The 20,388-nt window shown below is 69.4% G+C and carries 21 protein-coding genes; 3 read left to right on the top strand and 18 right to left on the bottom strand.

Annotation, left to right across the window (positions count from 1 at the left end):
* Window positions 1-36 precede the first annotated feature (36 nt).
* The 8 genes from Sp245p_RS35355 to Sp245p_RS33155 all read right to left on the bottom strand — a co-directional run bounded on the left by Sp245p_RS35355 (window position 37) and on the right by Sp245p_RS33155 (window position 7,377).
* Entirely contained in the window at window positions 37-201 is a 165-nt protein-coding gene (locus Sp245p_RS35355) for a hypothetical protein (protein WP_014199676.1), read from the bottom strand.
* Window positions 202-328: 127 nt separating this feature from the next.
* Window positions 329-1,330 (bottom strand): glycosyltransferase family 9 protein, encoded by a 1,002-nt coding sequence (locus Sp245p_RS33125; protein ID WP_014199677.1) that lies wholly within the window; start codon window positions 1,328-1,330, stop codon window positions 329-331.
* 249 nt (window positions 1,331-1,579) lie between these two features.
* Window positions 1,580-2,107, bottom strand: a complete 528-nt coding sequence (locus Sp245p_RS33130; RefSeq protein WP_014199678.1) for a flagellar protein FlgN — start codon at window positions 2,105-2,107, stop codon at window positions 1,580-1,582.
* Entirely contained in the window at window positions 2,104-2,424 is a 321-nt protein-coding gene (locus Sp245p_RS33135; protein WP_014199679.1) for a rod-binding protein, read from the bottom strand. The genes Sp245p_RS33130 and Sp245p_RS33135 overlap by 4 nt, the downstream gene beginning before the upstream one ends.
* 24 nt (window positions 2,425-2,448) lie before the next feature.
* Window positions 2,449-3,615: a flagellar basal body P-ring protein FlgI gene (locus Sp245p_RS33140; protein ID WP_052584580.1), complete on the bottom strand. Its 1,167-nt coding sequence runs from the start codon at window positions 3,613-3,615 to the stop codon at window positions 2,449-2,451.
* Window positions 3,616-3,652: 37 nt separating this feature from the next.
* Window positions 3,653-4,717 (bottom strand): flagellin, encoded by a 1,065-nt coding sequence (locus Sp245p_RS33145; RefSeq protein ID WP_014199681.1) that lies wholly within the window; start codon window positions 4,715-4,717, stop codon window positions 3,653-3,655.
* Window positions 4,718-4,721: 4 nt separating this feature from the next.
* Window positions 4,722-6,119: a flagellar hook-associated protein FlgK gene (flgK, locus tag Sp245p_RS33150; protein WP_014199682.1), complete on the bottom strand. Its 1,398-nt coding sequence runs from the start codon at window positions 6,117-6,119 to the stop codon at window positions 4,722-4,724.
* A gap of 25 nt (window positions 6,120-6,144) precedes the next feature.
* Window positions 6,145-7,377 carry a flagellar hook protein FlgE gene (locus tag Sp245p_RS33155; protein WP_014199683.1) on the bottom strand — a complete coding sequence of 411 codons (1,233 nt, stop codon included), beginning with the start codon at window positions 7,375-7,377 and terminating at the stop codon, window positions 6,145-6,147.
* A 309-nt stretch (window positions 7,378-7,686) separates the two neighbouring features.
* Between Sp245p_RS33155 and Sp245p_RS33160 the strand changes: the two genes are divergently transcribed.
* A complete protein-coding gene (locus Sp245p_RS33160) occupies window positions 7,687-8,295 on the top strand; it encodes a cold-shock protein (protein ID WP_014199684.1) in 609 nt (202 codons plus the stop codon).
* Between the two features lie 75 nt (window positions 8,296-8,370).
* On the opposite strand, the gene Sp245p_RS33165 is transcribed toward Sp245p_RS33160, so the two are convergent.
* Together Sp245p_RS33165 and Sp245p_RS33170 are read right to left on the bottom strand one after the other, a co-directional pair.
* Window positions 8,371-8,694 carry a hypothetical protein gene (locus Sp245p_RS33165; RefSeq protein WP_014199685.1) on the bottom strand — a complete coding sequence of 108 codons (324 nt, stop codon included), beginning with the start codon at window positions 8,692-8,694 and terminating at the stop codon, window positions 8,371-8,373.
* Between the two features lie 129 nt (window positions 8,695-8,823).
* Window positions 8,824-9,867, bottom strand: a complete 1,044-nt coding sequence (locus tag Sp245p_RS33170; RefSeq protein WP_014199686.1) for a hypothetical protein — start codon at window positions 9,865-9,867, stop codon at window positions 8,824-8,826.
* A 192-nt stretch (window positions 9,868-10,059) separates the two neighbouring features.
* Here Sp245p_RS33170 and Sp245p_RS33175 point away from each other — a divergent pair, with 192 nt between their 5' ends.
* The gene (locus Sp245p_RS33175; protein ID WP_014199687.1) at window positions 10,060-10,263 is read left to right on the top strand and encodes a hypothetical protein; all 204 of its coding nucleotides are present in this window, start codon (window positions 10,060-10,062) and stop codon (window positions 10,261-10,263) included.
* Window positions 10,264-10,303: 40 nt separating this feature from the next.
* A protein-coding gene (locus tag Sp245p_RS33180; protein WP_088123925.1) for an IS5 family transposase occupies window positions 10,304-11,109 on the top strand; the annotation gives its coding sequence in 2 pieces (ribosomal slippage) (window positions 10,304-10,631 and window positions 10,631-11,109; 807 coding nt in all).
* Window positions 11,110-11,166: 57 nt separating this feature from the next.
* Here the strand turns inward: Sp245p_RS33180 and Sp245p_RS33185 are convergent.
* From Sp245p_RS33185 to Sp245p_RS33220, 8 genes are all read right to left on the bottom strand, one after another.
* A complete protein-coding gene (locus Sp245p_RS33185; protein ID WP_109139296.1) occupies window positions 11,167-13,365 on the bottom strand; it encodes a methyl-accepting chemotaxis protein in 2,199 nt (732 codons plus the stop codon).
* 83 nt (window positions 13,366-13,448) lie between these two features.
* Window positions 13,449-14,126 carry a TerC family protein gene (locus tag Sp245p_RS33190; RefSeq protein WP_103041265.1) on the bottom strand — a complete coding sequence of 226 codons (678 nt, stop codon included), beginning with the start codon at window positions 14,124-14,126 and terminating at the stop codon, window positions 13,449-13,451.
* Window positions 14,127-14,215: 89 nt separating this feature from the next.
* A complete protein-coding gene (locus Sp245p_RS33195; RefSeq protein ID WP_014199694.1) occupies window positions 14,216-15,499 on the bottom strand; it encodes a TRAP transporter large permease in 1,284 nt (427 codons plus the stop codon).
* Complete coding sequence (locus tag Sp245p_RS33200; protein WP_014199695.1) at window positions 15,490-16,029, bottom strand: TRAP transporter small permease; 540 nt, start codon at window positions 16,027-16,029, stop codon at window positions 15,490-15,492. The genes Sp245p_RS33195 and Sp245p_RS33200 overlap by 10 nt, the downstream gene beginning before the upstream one ends.
* 64 nt (window positions 16,030-16,093) lie before the next feature.
* On the bottom strand, window positions 16,094-17,080 hold the full coding sequence (locus tag Sp245p_RS33205; RefSeq protein ID WP_014199696.1) for a TRAP transporter substrate-binding protein: 987 nt from the start codon (window positions 17,078-17,080) through the stop codon (window positions 16,094-16,096).
* A gap of 430 nt (window positions 17,081-17,510) precedes the next feature.
* On the bottom strand, window positions 17,511-18,269 hold the full coding sequence (locus Sp245p_RS33210) for a GntR family transcriptional regulator (RefSeq protein ID WP_014199699.1): 759 nt from the start codon (window positions 18,267-18,269) through the stop codon (window positions 17,511-17,513).
* A gap of 73 nt (window positions 18,270-18,342) precedes the next feature.
* Window positions 18,343-19,290 (bottom strand): DMT family transporter, encoded by a 948-nt coding sequence (locus Sp245p_RS33215; protein ID WP_014199700.1) that lies wholly within the window; start codon window positions 19,288-19,290, stop codon window positions 18,343-18,345.
* Between the two features lie 149 nt (window positions 19,291-19,439).
* Window positions 19,440-20,357: a formate/nitrite transporter family protein gene (locus tag Sp245p_RS33220; RefSeq protein WP_014199701.1), complete on the bottom strand. Its 918-nt coding sequence runs from the start codon at window positions 20,355-20,357 to the stop codon at window positions 19,440-19,442.
* Between the last annotated feature and the right edge of the window lie 31 nt (window positions 20,358-20,388).

A 20,388-nucleotide genomic window follows, 5' to 3' on the forward strand; every position in this document is an offset into this window, starting at 1 on the left:
TCGCCGTCACGGACGTTTTTCGCGGCGTGGCGCGGGTCAGCGGATCTCGATGAGGTCCGTCAACTCGCGCACGACCAGTTCCAGGCTGTCGGCCACGGCCTCGCACGACACCCGCTCCTCCGGGGTGGTGAAGTCGGCGGAGCGCAGGGTGGCGATCTGCTCCTTCAACCGGCCGATGTAGGCAATCAGCTTTTCTTCCATGCCCGGACCCCGTGGTGCGAGAGGCTTCCCGCAACCATAACAGGCGAGCGGGGGCTTTGGCCCTGGAATTCTCCGTCGGCGGGTTTGCGGAGTGGGGACGGCCGGCTGAACGAAAGCCGAGGGCGGCTCACGAACGGATCAGCGCCTCGACCTCCCGGATCGCCGCATCGGCGGGAATGCGCTCCATCTCGCGGCCGCCGAAGGCGGCGGCGGTCAGCACCGCGCCCCGCGTCACCTTGGGGCGCAGCTTCTCCGCGATGGTCGGGCCGTAGAGGGTCAGCAGCGGCACATCGGCGAGGCCGAACAGGTGGCTGGTCCCGCTGTCGTTGGCGACCGCCGCGGCGCAGCGCCGGGTCAGCGCGATGGTCCGGACCGGGGAATAGCGCGGCTCCGCCAGTTCGGCGTCCTGGAGCGGGAACAGCGCCTGCGGCACCGCGGCGCGCAGCTCGGGCAGCCAGTCCAGCTCCGCCGGGCCGAGGATGAAGACCGGCACCCGCCCATCGGCGACCTGGGCGCGGGCCAACTCCACGAAGCGGTCCAGCGGCCAGCACTTCACGCGCTTGCCCGCCCCCGGCGCGATGGCGACATAGCCCGGCCCGTCGGGCAGGACGGCGCGCGCCTCGGCCTCAGCCTCGGCCGGGATGGGCACGGCCATGTCCAGCGGGGGGCGGCGTCCGCCGGCCACCTCCAGCAGGTCGAACAAGCGGTCCAGCACGTGCCGCGGCTCCTTGTAGCCGGGGGGTGGACGGCGGTCCGACAGGCGGTAGCCGGCGCAGGCCGAGACGAACAGGTCGTGCTTCAGCCGCCGCGCCAACAGCGTCCGCCAGGGCAGCGCCTGGGTGTCCAGCACCAGCGAGAAGCGATCCTTGATGGGCATGGGCTTCAGCAGGCCGAGCGGACTGCGCCCGATGCCGGTGTCGGCCCGGAACTCGTCGATCAGCCCATCCATCATCGGGCGCAGCGTGGTCGCCAGATGGGTGCCCTCGGTGGTGATCCAGGTGATCCGGTGGTCCGGGAACAGACCCCGCAGGGCGCGCACGAAGGGAATCTTGATGAGCGCGTCGCCGATCAGTTCGCCATGGGTGAAGACGGCGAGCGACGGGGAGCCGGCGCGGTCGTTTGCGGGCATGCGGAAGCCTTGGGAAGATGCGGCCAAGCGGACGCCGGACTATAGCGGCCCGCATCCGGCGGCGGAACCCTTGGCAAGGCGCTTTCACTCCCTCTCCCGTCCCGGGAGAGGGAAGGGGCCCACGCGGAAGCGTGGGAAGGGTGAGGGTGCTGCCGAGAATCGGCCCCTTGATCCTTGGACGACCCTCACCCGGCGCCGTCGGCGCCACCCTCTCCCGGGGCGGGAGAGGGAACTCCAATTCGGCTGGGCCTACAGCTCCGCGTTCAGGCCCGACGCCGACAGCTCGACCGGGCGCACCGCGTGGCCGGAGGGGGCGTAGAGGCCGTCGCTGGCCGCCTTCTCCAGGGCCACCAGAAGGCTGCGGTTGATCGACAGCACGGCCTTGCGCATGGCGACCAGCCCCGCCGCGTTGTCGTTGATGGCGCGGTCCAGCCGCTCCACCCGCTCCAGGATCATCGCGCGCAGGTCGTCGTTCAGCCGCAGCGTGCCCGACTGCGCCTGGGTCATGATGCCGCCCAGCCGGTCGGCCATCGCCTGCTTGCGCCGGGCGTAAACCTCCAGCCCCTCCAGTTCGCCAGCGGCGAGCGCCGCCGTCTCCTCGTCCAGCAGGACGCTCAGTTCGGCCACCGTGTCGAGGAACTCCGTCATCACCACGGCGGTCGGCCCGTCGGCCAGCGCGGGGATCTCAGGTTCCGCGGCGGCGACGGGGGCGGCGTCCGCCTCCGGCTTGGCGTCGGGGGCGAATTCGCGGATCAGGTCCTTGAAACGGCGGCTCATCCCTTGGCTCCTTCGCTCGTCTGGCCGTAGAGGCGGGCCACATCGGCCTCGACCATGCGGCCGATCCCCAGAGTGCCGGCCTCGGCGATGGCCTTGCCATATTCCTGGAGCATGAAGCTGCGCCACGTCCGCTCGCCCTGGCCGCCGCTGAAGGCGCTGCCGGTCTCCACGCCGGCGAACATGGATTCCAGCATCTGCCCGACCATCAGCGCCTCGAATTCCTGTCCGGCCTTCTTGGCGGAGTGGTTTTGGGTGGCGGGTTTCGCGGCGGCGGAACGCGCGGTTTGGGCGGTCGGGGAAAGGGGGGAGATGTCCATCGCGTCGTCGTCCAGCCGGAGGTGTCAGATGATTTCCAGGTCGGCGTGCAGCGCGCCCGCCGCCTTGATCGCCTGGAGGATGGCGACCATGTCGCGCGGCCCGACGCCCAGCGCGTTCAGACCGTTGACGAGCTGTTGCAGGCTGACGTTGCCGCCGATGGTGACGAACTGGCGCCCGTTGCCCTCCTGCACCTGCACGTCGGTACGCGGCACCACCACGGTCTGCCCGTCGGAGAAGGGCTGCGGCTGCGACACCTGGGGCGTCTCCACCACGCGGACAGTCAGGTTGCCCTGGGTGATGGCGACGCGGCTGATGCGCACATCGTCGCCAATGACCACGGTGCCGCTGCGCTCGTCCACCACCACCCGCGCGATGCCGTCCGGGCGCACGGTGAGCTGCTCGATGTCGCCGATCAGCCGGGCGACCGCGCCGGTGTAGCGGGGCGGGATGCGCACATCGACGGTGGTCGCGTCCAGCACATGGACGGCGCTGCTGCCCAGCCGCACCGCCACCGCGTCGGCGATGCGGTTGGCGGTGGTGAAGTCGGGGTTGCGCAGCGCCATGCGCACGCCGGTCGTCTCGTCCAGCGCGAATTTCAGCTCGCGCTCCACGATGGCGCCGTTGGCGATGCGGGCGCTGGTCGGCACGCCCTTGGTCACGTTGGCGGCCACCCCGCCAGCCGAGAAGCCGCTGACCGACAGCGACCCCTGGGCCACGGCGTAGGCCTGCCCGTCGGCGCCCAGCAGCGGCGTGACCAGCAGCGTGCCGCCGAGCAGGCTGGTGGCGTCGCCCAGCGCCGACACGGTGATGTCGATGGTCGTGCCCTGGCGGGCGAAGGGCGGCAGCGAGGCTGTGACCATCACCGCCGCGGCGTTGCGGGTGCGCAGCACCTCGTCGCGGGTGTTGATGCCCAGCCGCTCCAGCATGCCCTTCAGGCTCTGCTCGGTGAAGGGCGTGTTGATCAGCCGGTCGCCCGAGCCGTTCAGCCCGACCACGAGGCCATAGCCGATGAGCTGGTTGCGGCGCACCCCGTCGAAGGTGACGAGATCCTTCACCCGCGTCTGGGCCAGCCCCTCCTCTGCCACGGCGGCGGCGGCCAGCAGGCAGGCCATGGCGAGCGCCAAGGCGCGGAGGGTGCGGCGGATCGGGCCATGCTTCGTCGGGCCGTGCTTCGTCGGGCCGTGCGTCATCAGACCGTCTTTCATCGTCCCGTGGGAAAGAGGCTTCCTACAGGTAATTGGTGAGGCTCATGCGGGCGATGCGGGCGGTGGCCGCCGCGGTCGCCTCGATCTGCACTTCGAGCTGGTTCATGCGCAGGCTGGCCTCCGCCGGATCGACGCTTTCCATCGCGTCGAGCTGGTCGTTGAGGATGCGCAGCTGCGTCGTGTTCATCGCCGCGATGTCGTCGAGCTGCGCGCGGTGGATGCCCAGTTGCGCGGTGGCGTCGCGCACCCCCTCGATGCCGCCCGACACCTTGGCGACCGCGGCCTCCATGTAGGGCTTGTAGGCGTCCAGCGGCAGCTGGCTGGTGTCGACGCTGGCCAGCATGTAGAGGCCCTGGAGCAGGTCCCGCATGGCCGGGTCGTTGCCCTGGATGCCGTAGGGGATCTCGGTCGTGCGGTCGAGCCGGGCGCTGAGGCGCGGCGCGGTCGAGGGCGCCCCCTGGTAGAACCCGCCCTCGAAGCCGAGCGGCGAGGCCGACGGCGTGGCGAACAGGTCGTCCAGCGCCGCCACGGCGGCAGCGGTCTCGGCCGGAGTCTGCGGCGATGACGTGCCTCCGGTGGCCGCGGCAATGGCGTCCTGCACGATCTGGATGGGCGAGGGCAGGCCGGACTCGTCGCCCTGCACGGCGCGCATGGGGGCGGTCTTCACCTCCACCCCGCCGAACAGGTAGCCGTTGCCGGAGGAGGCGTTGAGCATGCCCACCACCTGCTCCAGCATGGCGCGGGCCCGCACCTGGAGCGAGCTGCCGGTGGGCGAGGGCTGGCCCAGCCCGACCGAGGCGGCGGCCAGCACGTCCTGCCCGGCGGACAGGATGTTGGTCAGTGCGCTGTCCATGGTGCCCAGCCGCCCCTGCAGCAGGGCGGTGGATTTCAGGGTCTGGTCGGTCTCGTCATACAGGTTGCGCAGCGCGATGGCCTGCCCGGTGCGCGCACCCAGCGCCTTGGCGACGTCGAAATGCTTGCCGCTGGCGATCTCGTCGTTGTTGCGCAGCCGCTCGAGCTGAAGCTCGGTGTTGGCGGTCTGCAGGCGCTTGGACAGGCCGAGGGTGGAGACGGCGTTGTAGAGCATGGCGTCAGTTCCGGATCTGGAGCAGCGTGTCGAGCATCCGCCCGGCGGCCTGGAGCACCTGGGCGCTGGCGCCGTAGCTCTGCTCGATCAGCAGCAGCTTCTGCATTTCGTCGTCGACGTTCACGCCGTCGCGGTTGAGACGCGCCGACTGCAGCGCGTCGGCGCTGATCTTGCGGGTCTTCATCTCGGACTCGGCGGTGGTGCGGTAGCCCTGCTGGGTGGAGACCATGCCGGTGGCGTAGTCGCCCAGCGTGGCCGAGGAGGGCAGGTCCGCCGCGGCGAAGCTGCGGGTGGCCGAGAAGGCGTTCAGGAAGCGGTCGATCTGCGTGGTGTCGCCCGACGCCAGCGGAGCGCCCGCCTGGACGCCGCTCTGCACCATCCAGGGGTGGCTTCGCACGCTGCCGTTGACGGCGATGCGCGAGGCCAGCCCTTCCGTCGCGCCATAGGCGGCGCCGGCGTCGGTGAACAGGCCGGGCTGGGTGGGGTCGGCCTCCGCCGCCTGGAACTGCTGCACGATGCCCGCCGCCAGCTCGTCGAGCTGGGCCAGCGCCCGCGGCATGTCCTGGTGGGCGGTCTGGACATAGCCCATGATGCGCCCGCTCTGGATGTCCTGGTCCGGGTTGTCGGAGATGATCTTGCCGCCGGCCACCAGATCGCCGCCGACGAGCTGAAGCGGCTGGGCGCCCGCCGGCAGCTCACGGTCGAGCAGCGTCTGGCCGTTGCGGGTCATCACCACGACCTCCCCGCTCTCGCGGGTGTGGGTGCGGATGCCGATCTCGCTCGACACCTGATCGAGCAGCCGGTCGCGCTCGTCCATCAGGTCGCCGGTCTCGGCGCCCTTGGCCTTCTGGGTGGCGATGGTGCTGTTCAGCTCCCCGATGCGGACGAGCGAGCGGTTGACCTCGTCGACGGAGGACTGGAGCCGCGCCTTGGCGTCGTTCTGCACGGTGATGGCCGCGGCGGCGGTGTCGTGCAGGCGGCGCACCAGCGATTCCGCGGAATCCACCACGGCGGTGCGCGCCGCCTCGTTGTCCGCCTGGTTGCGGAGCTGGCTGAAGGACTGCTGGAGCTTGGCCAAGGCGGTGGAGACGGACCGCTCGTCCTGCGGCTGGCCCAGCGCGGTGGCGTAGTCGGCCAGCGCCGAGGCGCGGGTTTCCTGCGCGGTGTAGCGGCTCTGTTCGAACCGGGCGTCGCGGATCAGGAACTCGTCCACGCTGCGCAGCACGCCGTCGACGCGCACGCCCTGGCCGCGCCCGCCGCCGATCGCGGTGGAGACGGCCAGATCCTTGCGGACGAAGCCCGCGGTGGTGGCGTTGGTGATGTTGTGCGAGACCAGCGCGGCTTGCTGCTGGGTCGCGCGCAGCCCGGACAGGGCGGCGCTGAGGGCCAGTTGGAGGCTCATGGCGGGCTATCCCCTTTCCCGTCCGTCAGCGCTTCAGACGGGTGGTCTCGTCCACCATCTCGTCGGCGGTGCGCACCAGCGTGGCGTTCGAGGAGTAGGCGCGCTGCGTCTCGATCAGCGACACCAGTTCCTCCGCGATGTCGACGTTCGACTGCTCCAGCGCGTAGCCGGCGACCGAGCCGGCGGTGCCGCTGTTGCCGTTGCTCAGCGTCATCGTGCCGCTGTCGATGCCCAGCGTGTAGGTGTTGCCGTCCTGCGGGACCAGACCGCCGGGGTTGACCACGTCGGCGACCGGCACCTGATAGAGCGGCTGGCGGGCGCCGTTGTCGTAGACGGCCCACAGCGTGCCCGCCTTGTCGATGTCCACGGTGCTGACGCGGCCGGCGCGGGCGCCGTCGCCCATGAACTGCGGCACGTAGTCGCCGTTGAGCTGCGTCAGGTTGCCGACCGTGACGTTGACGGTGTCCGGCGTCGGGTTGGCCGGCGAGGTCAGCGTGATCTGCGGCAGGGCGCCCGCCGGCAGGCCGGCGTTGGCGCCCGTGGTGTTGAAGGTGACGGTGCTGGTCGACAGCGTCGCGGTGTAGCCGGCGGGCGGCGTGACCGACAGCGTCCATTCGTTCGGGTTGGCCGTCTTCGTCCAGGTCATCGTGACGTCGAGCGGGTTGCCGAGCCCGTCATAGAGCGAGGTGGAGGTGTCGAAGCTGGTGCCGTCCGTGGCCTGGGCCGGCAGGTTGCCGGCGAAGCTCATCTGCGTCGTCTTGCTGCCGCCATAGGCCAGCCCGGCGATGGAGACGGCGCTCAGCCCGTCGAAGCTGCTGCGGTTCACCGCGGGCAGGCTGCCGTCCGGACCCAGCTTCCAGGCCTGGAGATACTGGCCGGCGCTGTTGCGCAGGAAGCCCTGGTCGTCAGGCAGGAAGCTGCCGGCGCGGGTCAGCGCGTAGCCGGGCGAGGTTCCGGTGGTGCCGGCGTTGTCGGCGACGACGAAGAAGCCGCGCCCCTCGATGGCCATGTCGGTGGCGGACTGGGTGCCCTGGATGGTCCCGTCCTTCAACACCTGATAATGCACGTTGGAGCGGACGCCGCCCGCGGAGTAGTTGCTCGTCGAGCCGGAGGAGGTCATCAGCGTCGAGAAGTCGACCGCGGCGCGCTTGTAGCCGATGGTGGCGGAGTTGCTGATGTTGTCCGAAATGGCGGCCATCCGCGAGCTTTGCGCGGACATGCCGCTCACACCGGACCGCATGGCGCTGAACAGGCTCATCGGGAGATCCTCATCCTAAATCGGTTGGGCCGGAAGCGAGCCACGGGATTCTCCGCGATGGACTTCGGAGGGGAGAGTACAGGGCGGCTTTTAAAGCGGATTTAAAGAGCGTTTTTGTGCGTTTACTTAAAATTTTCCGCTCTTTTGCTGCGGTGGTCCGTTGGACCGGCGGCCGGGGGCGCCTCTTTCCCGTGGGAAAGGGTGAAACCGAAGTGCGATTGCGGGGGCGGCGAACGGATGCCGCATTGCGCGGATCGACAAATCCGGTCACTGTTGGACCGGTTGTCCTCCATGCATCGAGTGTCCAGAGTGAGCGAAGAGCAAAAGCAGCAGGTTACGGCGGTCGTCAAATGGTACAAGGCCGACAAGGGCTTCGGCTTCGTCCGCTTCGCCGACGGAAGCGGTGAGGCGTTTCTGCATTCCCGGGTTCTCGCCTCGCTGGGCGAGGTGTCGCTGACCGAGGGCACCGGCCTCGTCTGCGACATCGCCGAGACCCCGAAGGGGCCGCAGGTCGTGGCCATCCATTCCATCACCCCCGCCGACCCGGCGGAGGCCAAGCCGGCCCGCGCGCCGAAGCAGCGCCGCCAGCGCCAGCCGGAGGGCGGCGACCCCCAGGCCGTGCGCCCCGCCGCCCCGGCGGCCATCCGCGAGCCCAAGCCGCGGCGCGAGCGGTCGGCCCCGACCCTGATGCCGGTGCCCACCGGTGAGATGATCTACGGCACCGTGCGTTGGTACAATCTGGACAGCCAGTCCGGCCTGATCGACCCGTGGGACGACGAGACGGGCATCGGCGTCTATTTCGACCGCGCGATCCTGCGCCAGTCCGGGCTGGAAGTGGTGGCCGACGGGGAGGACGTGCGTTTTGTCGCCGTGCCGGGCGATGGCGGCCCGACCGCGCTGCGCGTCGAACTGGTCTGAGCCGACAGGACTCGGGCGCCGTCGGGGTCTCTGCCCGGCGGCGCCTGATTCAGACCGGAACCCTGGCTGACGCGATCAGCGGGGGGTGAAGGACCGCGAGGGACGGCGCTCCACGACCACCGGCGGGCGCTGGTCCATGCCGCCGGAGGGGCGGGACGGGTAGTGGCCGCGGGATTCGGAGGAGTCCATCCGCCCGGCGGCCTCGCGCACCTCGAAGATGCGGCGTTCGACCGGCAGGCTCTCCGCCAGGACGATGACGGTGTTGAGCGAGATCCGGTCGATCGCCGGCTCCATCCGGTCGGCGCGCAGCCGGCCCGCCTGCACAAGTTCCTCCACCTCGGCTTCCGAGCACTTCAGCCAGGCCGCCGCCTCGGCGATGGAGAGTGACTGGTCGCGCATCGAAGAAGCTCCAAGACTGGGGTGGGGACAGGAAACCGGGTTGCCAATAGGGGTGTACCCGATTTCCGCGCCGAACAACAGGGTGGCGAAGGGGCGTCCCGTCACAAGACGGCCGGGAACCGCCTCTTTTTACTCCTTGGTCACGCTCCGGCAGCGCTGCTGGAGCAGGGTGACGGCCTGGGCGGCCTCGTCGCCCTGCAGGGTGAAGGCCCGCTCGTCCAGCAGCCGCCCGTCGGCGTTGAAGGCGCGGACAAACAGGCCGTGCGCGGTGCTGGTCACCACCGCGTCCACCACGGCGTCCGCCGTCTCGTCGCTCGCCACGTCGATGAAGGAGGCGAGTTCCGCCAGTTCGCCATTGTCCGTCCAATCGGCCTCGGCGATCAGGTCGAGCAGGTCGTTCAGCCCACCGGCCGGCTCGCAGCGCTGGACGCGCGGGTCGGCGCCCTGGATGGCCGCCGTGAAGCGGGCCAGCGCTTCGCGGATGCGGGTCTCCTCGGCGGGGTCGAGTTCGGGTTCGCCGTCCTCGCCGATGCGGGCCAGCCCGAGGAAATCGGGAACCGCATCCTCGCCGGCGGCCTCGACGGCTTCCGCCTCCTCCTCGATCAGCCCGACGACGCCGACCAGACGGGTGCCGACGTCCGCCGGATCGGCCAGCAGGTCGCCCTCGCGGACGAAGCGCAGCGCCGCGTCGGTCGAGTCCAGCATGCGCCGCAGCAGGGTGCGGCGGTCGGCGGCCTCCAGATAGACCAGCGCTTCCGGCTCCAGCCAGACCGGCAGCAGGCGTGTGTCGGCGGCGGTCTCCAGCAGGCCGGTGGAATCCAGCGCCTCTTCGATGGTCTCCACGGCGGGCGGCTGCGACAGGTCGCCGGACACCTCCACCGCCAGCCAGAAGAGGGTAGCGATCATGTCGTCGCCCTGGGCGTCGGTGCGGCGGACGGATTCGGCGATGGTCTCCACCTCGTCGAGGAATTCCGGCTGTTCCTCCTCGCGCAGCTTGTCCAGCGCGGCTTCCAGCACCGCCTGGCGGCCGGCGTCCAGCGTCTCGTCGAGCAGTTCGTCGAAGCGGCGGTCGCTGTTGCGCCAATAGCGGACCAGGCGCTCCGCCGGCGTGCCCGTGAAGGTTCCGGAGGCCGGCTTGTCCGCGCCGTTCCGCCCGTTGCCTGTCTTTGCCATGCTGCCTCTCCTGACTGGTCCGCCGGCGCCATCGGGCGCGGGGGTGACGATACGGGCAGTGACCGTAGTGGCCGCGGGGCGCGCTGGCAAGCCGCCTGTCAAGCCGTTGTCTTGCGCTTTCAGGGCACTCGACAGCGGCGCCCGTCCTGCGGCAGGCTGGGGCCCGCAATCAAAAGCCGGAGGGCAGGGCCCGTGACGACGCGCGATGAGACCGAGGTCCTGCTGGCGGAGCTTCGCAAAGGCTTCGGGGTGGCCTCGAACAGTGAGCTTCTGCACCTGCTCGCCGCGCTGGGGCGGGTCGTTCTGGACGAATCCAGCCGCGACGAGCGCGGGCGCCGCGTGCTGAAGATCGTCGGCAAGGGCGGGCGCGAACGCCAGATCGTGATCTCGGAGTAAGAGTGCGTAACAAAACCGGCTGGGAACGGTTGGTAGGGGCATGGCAGCCCCTCTTGTTTGCGACGCCTTGTGGGCGATCATCGAACCTCTGATCCCGCCGGAGCCGCCCAAGCCGAAAGGCGGACGGCCCCGGCTGTGCGATCGTGCTGCGCTGACCGGCATCCTGTTCGTGCTGCGCACGGGTATTCCTTGGGAGCTTCTGCCGGTGGAGATGGGCTGCGGCTCGGGTATGACCTGCTGGCGGCGTCTGCACGAGTGGCATCGGGCTGGCGTGTGGGAACGGCTGCATCGTGTGCTGCTCGACCGTCTCGGCTATGCCAACGCCATCAACTGGGATCGTGCGGCGGTGGACAGCGCCAGCGTCCCGGCAAAAAGGGGGGTGAGGAGACCGGCCCGAACCCGACGGATCGCGGCAAGCCGGGCTCCAAGCGCCACATCCTCGTCGATGCTAACGGCATCCCGCTCGCCCTGAGGATCTCGCCAGCCAACCGGCACGACAGCAAGCTGCTGGAGGCGCTGGTCGATGCCGTGCCGGCGATCCGCCAGTGTGCGGGCCGGCCCCGGCGGCGACCGGCCAAGCTGCATGCCGACAAGGGCTACGACTTCGCTCACTGCCGGCGGGCGCTGCGCCAACGAGCGATCATTCCGCGGATTGCCCGGCGTGGCGTCGAAAGCAGCGAGCGTCTCGGCCGATATCGATGGGTGGTCGAGCGTACGCTCGCTTGGTTTGCCCGCTTCCGCCGCATCGCCGTCCGCTACGAACGGCGCGCCGACATCTTCACTGCCTTTCACCATATCGCGGCCAGCCTCATCTGCTGGCGCTTCGTCCAGAGATGGTTCTGTTAGGCGCTCTAAAGGAGAAACGCCCTTCCCCGCGCACCGCCGCGGGGAAGGGCGTTTCCGTCAGCTCGCGCGGACGCGCTGCAGGAAGCCGGACAGCTCGCGGTTGAGCGCGTTGGCGCCGTCGGCGAGGTCGTGGGCCTTGTCGAGGAGCGTGCGGGCGGCGGTGCCGCTGCGGTCGGCGGCGGCGTTGACGCCGGCGATGGTCTGCGTCACCTCGGTGGTGCCCAGCGCCGCCTGATGGACGTTGCGGGCGATCTCCTTGGTGGCCGCGCTCTGCTGCTCCACCGCCGCGGCGACGGTGGCGCCGATGGTGCCGACGCGGGTGACCACCTGGACGACCGCCTGGATCTCCTGCACGGCCTCGCCGGTCGCGCTCTGGATGCCCGCGGCCTGGGCGGCGATCTCGCCGGTGGCGCGGGCGGTCTGGGCGGCCAGCGCCTTCACCTCGTTGGCGACGACGGCGAAGCCCTTGCCGGCCTCGCCGGCGCGGGCCGCCTCGATGGTGGCGTTGAGCGCCAGCAGGTTGGTCTGGCTGGCGATGTCGTTGATGAGATCGACGACGCGCCCGATGCTCTGCACGGAGTCCGCCAGTCCGCCGATCTGCCCGTTGGCGCGTTCGGCCAGCGTCATCGCCTCGCGGACGATGTTGGTGGATTCGGTGATCTGGCGGGTGATCTCCTCGATGGAGCTGGTGAGCTGCTCCGACGCGGCGGCGACCGTCTCCACGTTGGCCGAGGTCTGCTCGGTGGCGGCGGCGACGCTGGTGGCGAGGCGGTTGGTCTCCTCAGCCGTGGCCGACATGCTGCGGGCGCTTTCCTCCATTTCGGTGGATTCCGCCACGAAGCGGCTGACCACGCTGCCGACGGCCCCCTCGAAGCTGCTGGCGATCTCCTCCAGCGAGCGCTTGCGGTCCTCTTCGGCGCGGCGGGCGGATTCGATCTGCTCGGCCTCCAGCCGGCGCTTGGCGAGGGCGTTCTCGCGGAAGACCTCCACCGTGCGGGCCATGGCGGAGATCTCGTCGCGGCCGCCGGCGGGAACCGTCACGTCGAGGTCGCCGGCGGCGATCTTCTCCATCCCGCCCTGAAGGGTGAGCAGGCGGCGCACCACCATCCGGCGCACGAAGACCAGAACGACCAGCGCCGACAGCAGCAGGCTGACCACGCCGACCCCGATTTGAAGGAGCGTGCCGTTGGACAGCGCCTTCTCACTGTCCTCGGCGGCGGTGGTGATGGCGCCCTCCTGCGTGTGCACGAGGTTGACCACCGCCATGGACAGCGCTTCGGACAGGCTCAGGTTGTTGGTCAGCAGGTCCCGCTGCGCCTTCAGGATCTCCAGCTCGGCCAGACGGGTGGGAATCAGCCCGTTCGGCTCGATCGAGAGGGTTTCGATCGCCTTCAGCGGCTCGGCCATCGCCTCGCGCGAGGCTTCGGGCAGCTGTCCGGAGTTGGCGGTCATCGTGGTGACGAGGATGCGCGTCTGCGCCTCGATGATCGACAGCCGGTTTTCGTCGGAGCTGGCGGCGGCTTCGGTCAGCAGGCCGCGGACGGTGGTGGCACCGTCGTCGATGCCGCGGACGATGGCGAGCTGCTCCTCGGTCTGGAGATACTCCTCGCCGGCCTTCAGCCGTTCCTCCGCCGGGCGGGTGTCGTCCCGGAAGGCGGCGCGCTGCATGTCCACGCCGCTGCCGTGGATCGATTTCCAGGGCGCCACGAGTTGGGACAGGCGCCGCGTGGCGACGACCACCTGCTCCAGCAGTTCGGAGCGGCGGTCGCTCAGCCCGATCCGCTTGTCCGCCGCCTGATCGAGCAGCGTGACGTTGGCGAGCAGGGCCTGGGCGGCGTTGCTGGCGGCGGCGGTTTCGGACGGACCGCCGGCGTGGGACGCGGCGTTGGTGCTGTTCTGCTCCAGCTCGGTCAGATCGCGCAGCTCGCGTTCGAAGTCGTGCCGTTCCATCGCGATGCGCGCCGCGAGATCGGCCTTCTCCTCCTTGCTGGTGACGGAGCGGAAGGCCGGAGCCAGCGCGTCGATGCGCCCCGCGTGCTGGGCCGCCCGCAGGGCGCCGAGCGCGGACGGCACGGCCTCCGCGGTGATGACCTGCAGCGTCCGGCCGAAGCCGGCGTATCCGGTCAGCGCCACCCCGATGGCGACCAGCGTGCAGCACATCACGGCGCCGACACCGGTGAACAGGCGCCCCTGAACGCCCCCCAGCCGGCTTGGGCGCACCACCTTATCCTGGGCAATTCCTAACGGTTTGGACATGTCATCTCTTCCCCAACGGCGGTCTTGCTTCTCGTTGGCCCCGCCGCACGCCGTCCGCGGCAGGCCTTATCCCTGTCTTCCCGTCAGCCGAGCCAGGCCGTGTGGGCCAGAACCTCGTTCGAGCCCCGCCAGACCATGTCGAGCGCAACATAAGTGATGATCGCAAGACCGATCCAACCAATCCAGCGATGTTTGTGCAGAACACGTGCAATTACGTTCGCGGCGGCGCCCATCAACGCCACCGAGAGCAGCAGGCCGAGCACAAGCACGGTCGGATGCTCCTTGGCAGCACCGGCCACCGCCAGCACATTGTCAAGAGACATCGACACGTCGGCCACCACGATCTGCCAGACGGCGGCGCCCACCGAGACGCTGCCGGCGGCGGCCACCGCCGCGTTGCTGCTGAAGGAGGCTGTTGCGGGCAGGACGTCGGGGGCCTCCAGAGCCTCCTCCGGCGTGACCTCGTCGGCGCCCTGGGAGCGCAGTTCGCGGAACATCTTCCAGCAGACCCAGAGCAGAAGCACGCCGCCGGCCAGCGTCAGCCCGATGATGGCGAGAAGCTGCGTGGTCATCAGCGCGAAGATGATGCGCAGCACGATGGCGGCGCTGATGCCCCACAGGATGACCCGGCGCCGCTGCTCCGCCGGGACGGCGGCGGCGGCCATGCCGACCACGATGGCGTTGTCGCCGGCCAGAACGAGGTCGATGGCGACCACCTGCCCGAAAGCGACGAGTTGCGGCCAGAGTTCGGCGGTCATCATGATTCGTCTCCATTGCAGCGGGGCGCCCGATGATCGGAGCGCCCCGCGGTATCCATTGTGTGCAGTCGGGGGCGGTTGGGGGCGCCCGGTCAGCGCATGAGCATGTGCGGGAGCCAGAGGGAGAAGGTCGGGACGTAGGTGACGAGGAGGAGGGTGACGAAGAGGGCACCGTAGAAGGGTGTGATGGAGCGCATGACCTGCCCGACCGAGACTTCGCCGATGGCGCAGCCGATGAACTGGGTGGTGCCGACCGGCGGCGTGTTGAGGCCGAGCGCGCAGTTGATCAGCATGACGATGCCGAACTGCACCGGGTCCATGCCGTACTGCATGGCGATCGGCAGGAAGATCGGCGTGCAGATCAGGATCGTGCTCGCCATGTCCATGAAGGTGCCGAGCAGGAACAGGATGATGTTGATCAGCAGGAAGATGACCAGCGGGTTGGTCGAGATGCCCGCCATCAGCTCGCCGGTGATCTCGGCCACCTGATACAGCCCCATGATGTATTGGAACATCGTGGAGACGCCGATCAGCAGCAGGACCACGCCGGTCGTCTTGACCGTCTTGGCGGCGGCGGCCAGGAAGTGGTCCCAGGTCAGCGTGCGGTAGACGAAGGTGGTGAGCAGCAGCGCGTAGATCACCGCGATGGAGGCGGACTCGGTGGCGGTGAAGACGCCCGACGTGATGCCGGCCAGGATGATCACGACGATGAGCAGGCCCGGCGCGGCGGCGGCGAAGGAGCGGCCCAGGATGGACCAGCCGGGGAAGGTGCCGGGGGGATAGCCGCGCTTGACCGCGACGTAGTAGGCCGCACCCAGGTTGCAGACCATCAGCAGCAGGGCGGGGACGATGCCCGCGGCGATCAGCGCGCCGATGGAGGCTTTGCCGCCGGCGGCCAGCGCGTAGATGATCATGTTGTGGCTGGTCGGCATCAGCGCGCCGACGAGGGCGGCGTGGGTGGTGACGTTGACGGCGTAGTCGGCGTGGTAGCCCTCGCGCTTCATCATCGGGATCATCACGGCGCCCATGGCCGAGACGTCGGCGACGGGGGAGCCGGCGACGCCGCCGAAGAGCGTGCAGGCGACGACGTTGGACATGCCCAGGCCGCCGCGGATGTGGCCGACCATGTTCTTGGCGGTGGCGACGATCTTGTCGGCCACACCGCCGTGGAGCATCAGCTCGCCGGAGAAGACGAAGAAGGGGATGGCGAGGAAGGAGAAGACGTTCATGCCGGACATCATCTGCTGGAAGATGACGGCGACGGGGAGGCCCTCGTAGAGGATGGTGCAGAGCGCCGACAGGCCGATGGCGAAGGCGACCGGGATGCCCAGGACGAGGAAGCCGAAGAAGGTGACGGCGAGAATGGTCAGTTCCATGACGGCGCGACCTCCTCGCCGCGGATGATGGCGACGACGTGTTCGATGGCGAAAAGCACGATCAGGACGCCGGAGAGCACGAGCGGGATGTAGCGGACGGCTTCGGAGACGTGCAGGTTGGGGATGTAGTAGGCGGCGACGGAGGTGCCGAGGAGCCAGCCGTTGTAGGCCATGCAGGCGCCGAAGACGCCGACGAGGGCGTAGATGACGATCTCGACCTTGCGGCGGATGGCGTCGGGCAGCATGACGAGGAAGGATTCCAGGCCGATGTGGCCGGCGTCGCGCACCCCGACGGCGGCGCCGATGAGGGTGACGTAGAGGACCAGCACGATGGCCAGGCTCTCCGCCCAGGTCGGCGAGTCGTTCAGCACGTAGCGGCCGAAGACCTGATAGAACACCACACAGACGATGGCCATCAGGCCGACCATCGCCACGCACATCCCCGACCACGCCAGACGCGCGTTCACCCGCGTCAACAAGCGTGGGGCGGCGAGGGGGCGGACCTCTTCCAATTCAAGTTCGATGCTCATGATGCCGTCCTTCCCGCGGGGGTGCGGCGCCGGCCGGACTTGGCCGGCGCCGCGACCGCGTGCCTTACTTCGTGTCCTGGATGCGTTGGACGAGGCCCTGCAGCTTCGGCGTGTTCGCGAACTTGGCGAAGACGGGCTTCATCGCATCGATGAATTCCTGCTTGTTCTTCACGTCGCTGATCTGGGAACCGGCCTTCTCGACGATGGCGCGGGAGGCCTCCTCACGCTCCGTCCACAGCTTGCGCATGTAGGGGACGGAGTCCTTGGCGGCCTTGCGGATGGCGGCCTGATCGTCCTTGGACAGGCGGTCCCAGGTGACCTTGGAGAAGACCAGCACTTCCGGCGCCATCGCATGCTCGGTGCGGGTGAAGTACTTGGCGGCCTCGAAATGGCGCGAGGATTCGTAGGACGGGTAGTTGTTCTCCGCCGCGTCGATGATGCCGGTCTTCAGGCCGGTGTAGACCTCGCCCATCGGCATCGGCGTCGGGTTGGCGCCCAGCGCCTCGATCATCGACACGAACAGGTCCGACTGCTGGACGCGGATCTTCATGCCCTTCAGGTCGGCCAGAGACGACACGGGCTTCTTGGAATAGAGCGAGCGTGAGCCGCTGTCGTAGAAGGCCAGACCGATCAGCCCTTGGCTTTCCATGGCGGCGAGGATCTCGTCGCCGATCGGGCCGTCCAGAACGGCGTGCATGTGGTCGGTGTCGCGGAAAATGAAGGGCAGGGCGACGACCATCGATTCCGGCACCACGTTGTTCAGCGGCGCCACGTTGATGCGCATCATGTCGAGGCCGCCGATCTTGATCTGTTCGATCGTGTCGCGCTCGTTGCCCAGCGCGCCGTTCGGGTAGACCTTGACGCCGAGCTTGCCGTTGCTGCGCTCGCTCAGCAGCTTGCCCATGTATTTGACCGCCTCGACGGTCGGGTAGTCGCCGGGGTGGATGTCGGCCGACCGGAAGTCGCGGGCCGAGACCGGGGCGGCGAGCAGCGCGCCCGCGGCGCAGGCGGCCAGCAGCGCCATGCCGAGGCGGCGGAAAGTGTTCTTCATGGACCGTACTCCTGCCTTAGGAGAAGTGCCTGTTGGAGCGGAGGCGGGGTGTCGGCCCGCCGAAAATGGACAAACGAATAAATTGCAGAGTTCGGAAGAAGCCCCGGCTGTTCGGCTGTGCGCTTCGAATAACAGCGCTGCGAAGGCTAGGGCAAAAAAGAACCCCGAAGGGTATGAGGGCGCAAAATCCCGGCGCCATCGGCGTGTGCCGACGGGGGTGAAGCTGGGCGGTTCTTGTCCTTTGTTCCGAAGCGGCCGCGGTGTTCTTCCGCGCGGCTGCCCTGGTGTTGTCTGATGAGCGGGCGGCGTCGGTTGTTCACGTCCGTGCCACATCCCGCTGCGCTAGTTATATTAATATATCAGCTTTCGAGGCAAGCACAAAACGGAGGCCGGAAAGCGTGACGCCAAAATGTCGCAAGCCGGGTGTGGATTAAAGCCTGGGCGGGGTTTGACGCCCCGCGGCGGTGGGCGCGTCGGTGAAATAAAGCGGTGCGACGGCGCGCAAATCGTCGATGGCCAGACGCAATCCGTCGAGATGGGCGCCGAGCGCCAGGACGCTTCCTTCCCGGTCGTGGGCGGCGATGGCCTCCACGATGGCGTCGTGTTCGGCGATGACCTTGGCCATCTGGCCGGGGACGGGCAGGGTCAGGCGCCGGCAGCGGTCGACCTGCACCTTCACCTGTTCCACCAGCGCCCAGAAGCCGGGGAATCCCGCGATCTCGGCGAGCAGGGCGTGGAAGCTCTCGTCGGCCTCGTGGAAGCCGTCGCGGTCGCAGGCGGCGCAGAGGTCGCGCTGCTCCTCCAGTGCGGCACGCAACTGCGCGATGTCGCCGGGGGTGGCGCGGATGGCGGCCATCCGCACGGTGGCCTCCTCCAGCGCCTTGCGGATCACCCCGGCCTCCGGCAGGGCGGCGACCGGGATCAGGGACACATAGGTGCCCGACTGCGGGAAGACGTCGATCAGCCCCTCGTCGGCCAGCCGCAGCACCGCCTCGTGCACGGGGGTGCGGCTGACGCCGTAGGCCGCGGCGATGCGGGCCTCGGCGATGGGCTCGCCGGGTCGTCGGCGCATTCCCAGGATGTCGTTCCGCAGGTCACGGTAGATGGGAGAGGCGGAGCGCGGTGCGGGCCGGACCGTGGCGAGCCGGCGCTGCCGCGGCGGGGCGGCGGTGAGGGAGTCCGATGGCATGAGCCACCTCGTCAGACAGGCGGGTCGCGCGGGCGTGGGCCGGCGCCCCGGTGAACATGTGAAAGCTAATATATTAGTGTTTGCGCCCGGTGCTGAGTGGCAAAGTGTGGGACATGTCGGGCGAAGTGTCGCACGTCTCCGCTTCGGCCCGGCGGCGCGTCTCGCGGATCAGGATCAGCAGGCCGCTGGCGATGACGATGGCGGCCCCGGCCAGCACATGGGTTCCCGGCCAGTCGCCCCAGAACAGCCAGCCGAACAGGCAGGCCCAGAGGATTCCGGCGTAGTTGAACGGGCTGATGACCGCCGCCGGGGCCAGCGCGTAGGCGCGGGTGGCGAAGTACTGGGCGCCGCCGCCGACCAGCCCCATCGCCGCCATCAGCGCGAAGCCCTCCGCCGTCGGCATCGTCCAGACGAAGGGCAGGGCGACGGCGCTGAGCAGCGTGGAGAAGGCGGTGAAGTAGAAGACGGTGGTGACCGGCGCCTCCGTCCGCCCCAGCTGCCGCATCGCCATCATGGCGAAGGCGTAGGCGACGGCAGCGCTCAGCCCGACCAGCGCGCCGGTGTTCAGCATGCCGCGTCCCGGCTGCACGATGACCAGCACCCCGGCGAAACCCACCGCCACCGCCCCCCAGCGGTAGGGGCCGACCCGCTCCCCCAGCACCGGCACGGACAGCGCGGTCAGGAACAGCGGGGCGGAGAAGGACAGCGCCACCGCGTCGGCCATCGGCATCAGGTGGTAGGACAGGAACAGCAGCACCATCGAGGTCAGGCCGATCGCCGCCCGCCAGAAATGACCGCCGAGATGCTCCGTCCGCAGGCTGCGCCAGCCGCCGGCGCGGGCCAGCATGGCGGTGGCGGGCAGCAGGGCGAAGGCGTTTCGGAAGAAGGTCACCTCGGCCAGCGGGTACTCCGCCGCGAGGTGCTTCGCCAGCGCGTTCAGCACCGCGTAGAGGAACACCGCCAGCAGCATGGAGACGATGCCGCTGCGCGCCTGCAGATGGCTGGGGATGGGTTGGGCCATGGGCGCCCCGGGGGTTGGGGGAACGGGTTGACCTTGCCCCCACCCCGGCCCTCCCCCGCTGACGCAGGGGAGGGAGTTTGTCGCGAAGCGGCGGCAGTCCCCTCCCCTGCGCAGCGGGGGAGGGTTAGGGAGGGGGCAAACAACGCCGCTCAATGCGCCGTACGGCGGCTCGGGCGGCGGTAGATGAACCAGTAGACGGCGCCGACCAGCACCGCTCCGCCGAACCAGTTGCCCAGCGTCACCGCGGCGAGGTTCAGCAGGAACTGCCCGACCGGGATGACCGGCGCGGCGCGGCCCAGGTCGGCCCAGAAGGAGGCGGGGGCGCCCCATTCGATCAGCAGGCCCAGCGGCACGAAATACATGTTGGCGACGCAGTGCTCGAAGCCGGCGGCGACGAAGGCGCTGACCGGGAAGACGATGGCCATGATCTTGTCGGTCACGCTGCGTGCGCCGAGCGCCAGCCACACCGCCAGGCAGACCAGCACGTTGCACAGGATGCCCAGGAAGAAGGCCTGTCCGGCGGGCAGCCCGGCCTTGGCCGTGGCGAAGTAGAGCGCCGAGGCGCCCACCGCCCCGTGGCCGAAGGCGTACTGCCCGGACAGGAAGACCAGCAGCGCCGTGCCGGCGGCGCCGACGAAGTTGCCGAGCCACACCATGGTCCAGACCTGGAGCATCCGCCCGGTCTTCACCCGCCCGCTGGCCCAGGCCATGACCATCAGCGCGTCGCCGGTGAAGAGCTGCGCGCCGCCGACGATGACCAGGATCAGCCCCAGCGAGAAGACCAGACCGCCGAGCAGCCGGGTCACCCCGTAGGGCAGCATGCCCTCCGCCCCCGACATGGCGACGGTGGCGAACAGACCGCCCAGCGCGATGAAGGCGCCGGCCAGGACGGCCAGGGCGAACAGCGTCGCACCGTCGTAATTGGCCTTCTTGACGCCCAGATTCTCCGCCGCGAGCGCGATGGCGTCGGGCATCAGCGCGTCGAGAGAGGACGCGGGCGGGGCGGCAATCGGGGAGATGGCCGGGGAGGCGTGTGGGTTTGCCTCCGGAAGGGAATGCGTGTCCATGAAGGTGCTCCTCGTCTCGGACGGCGTCTCT

Source organism: Azospirillum baldaniorum (assembly GCF_003119195.2).
Classification (GTDB): Bacteria; Pseudomonadota; Alphaproteobacteria; order Azospirillales; family Azospirillaceae; genus Azospirillum; species Azospirillum baldaniorum.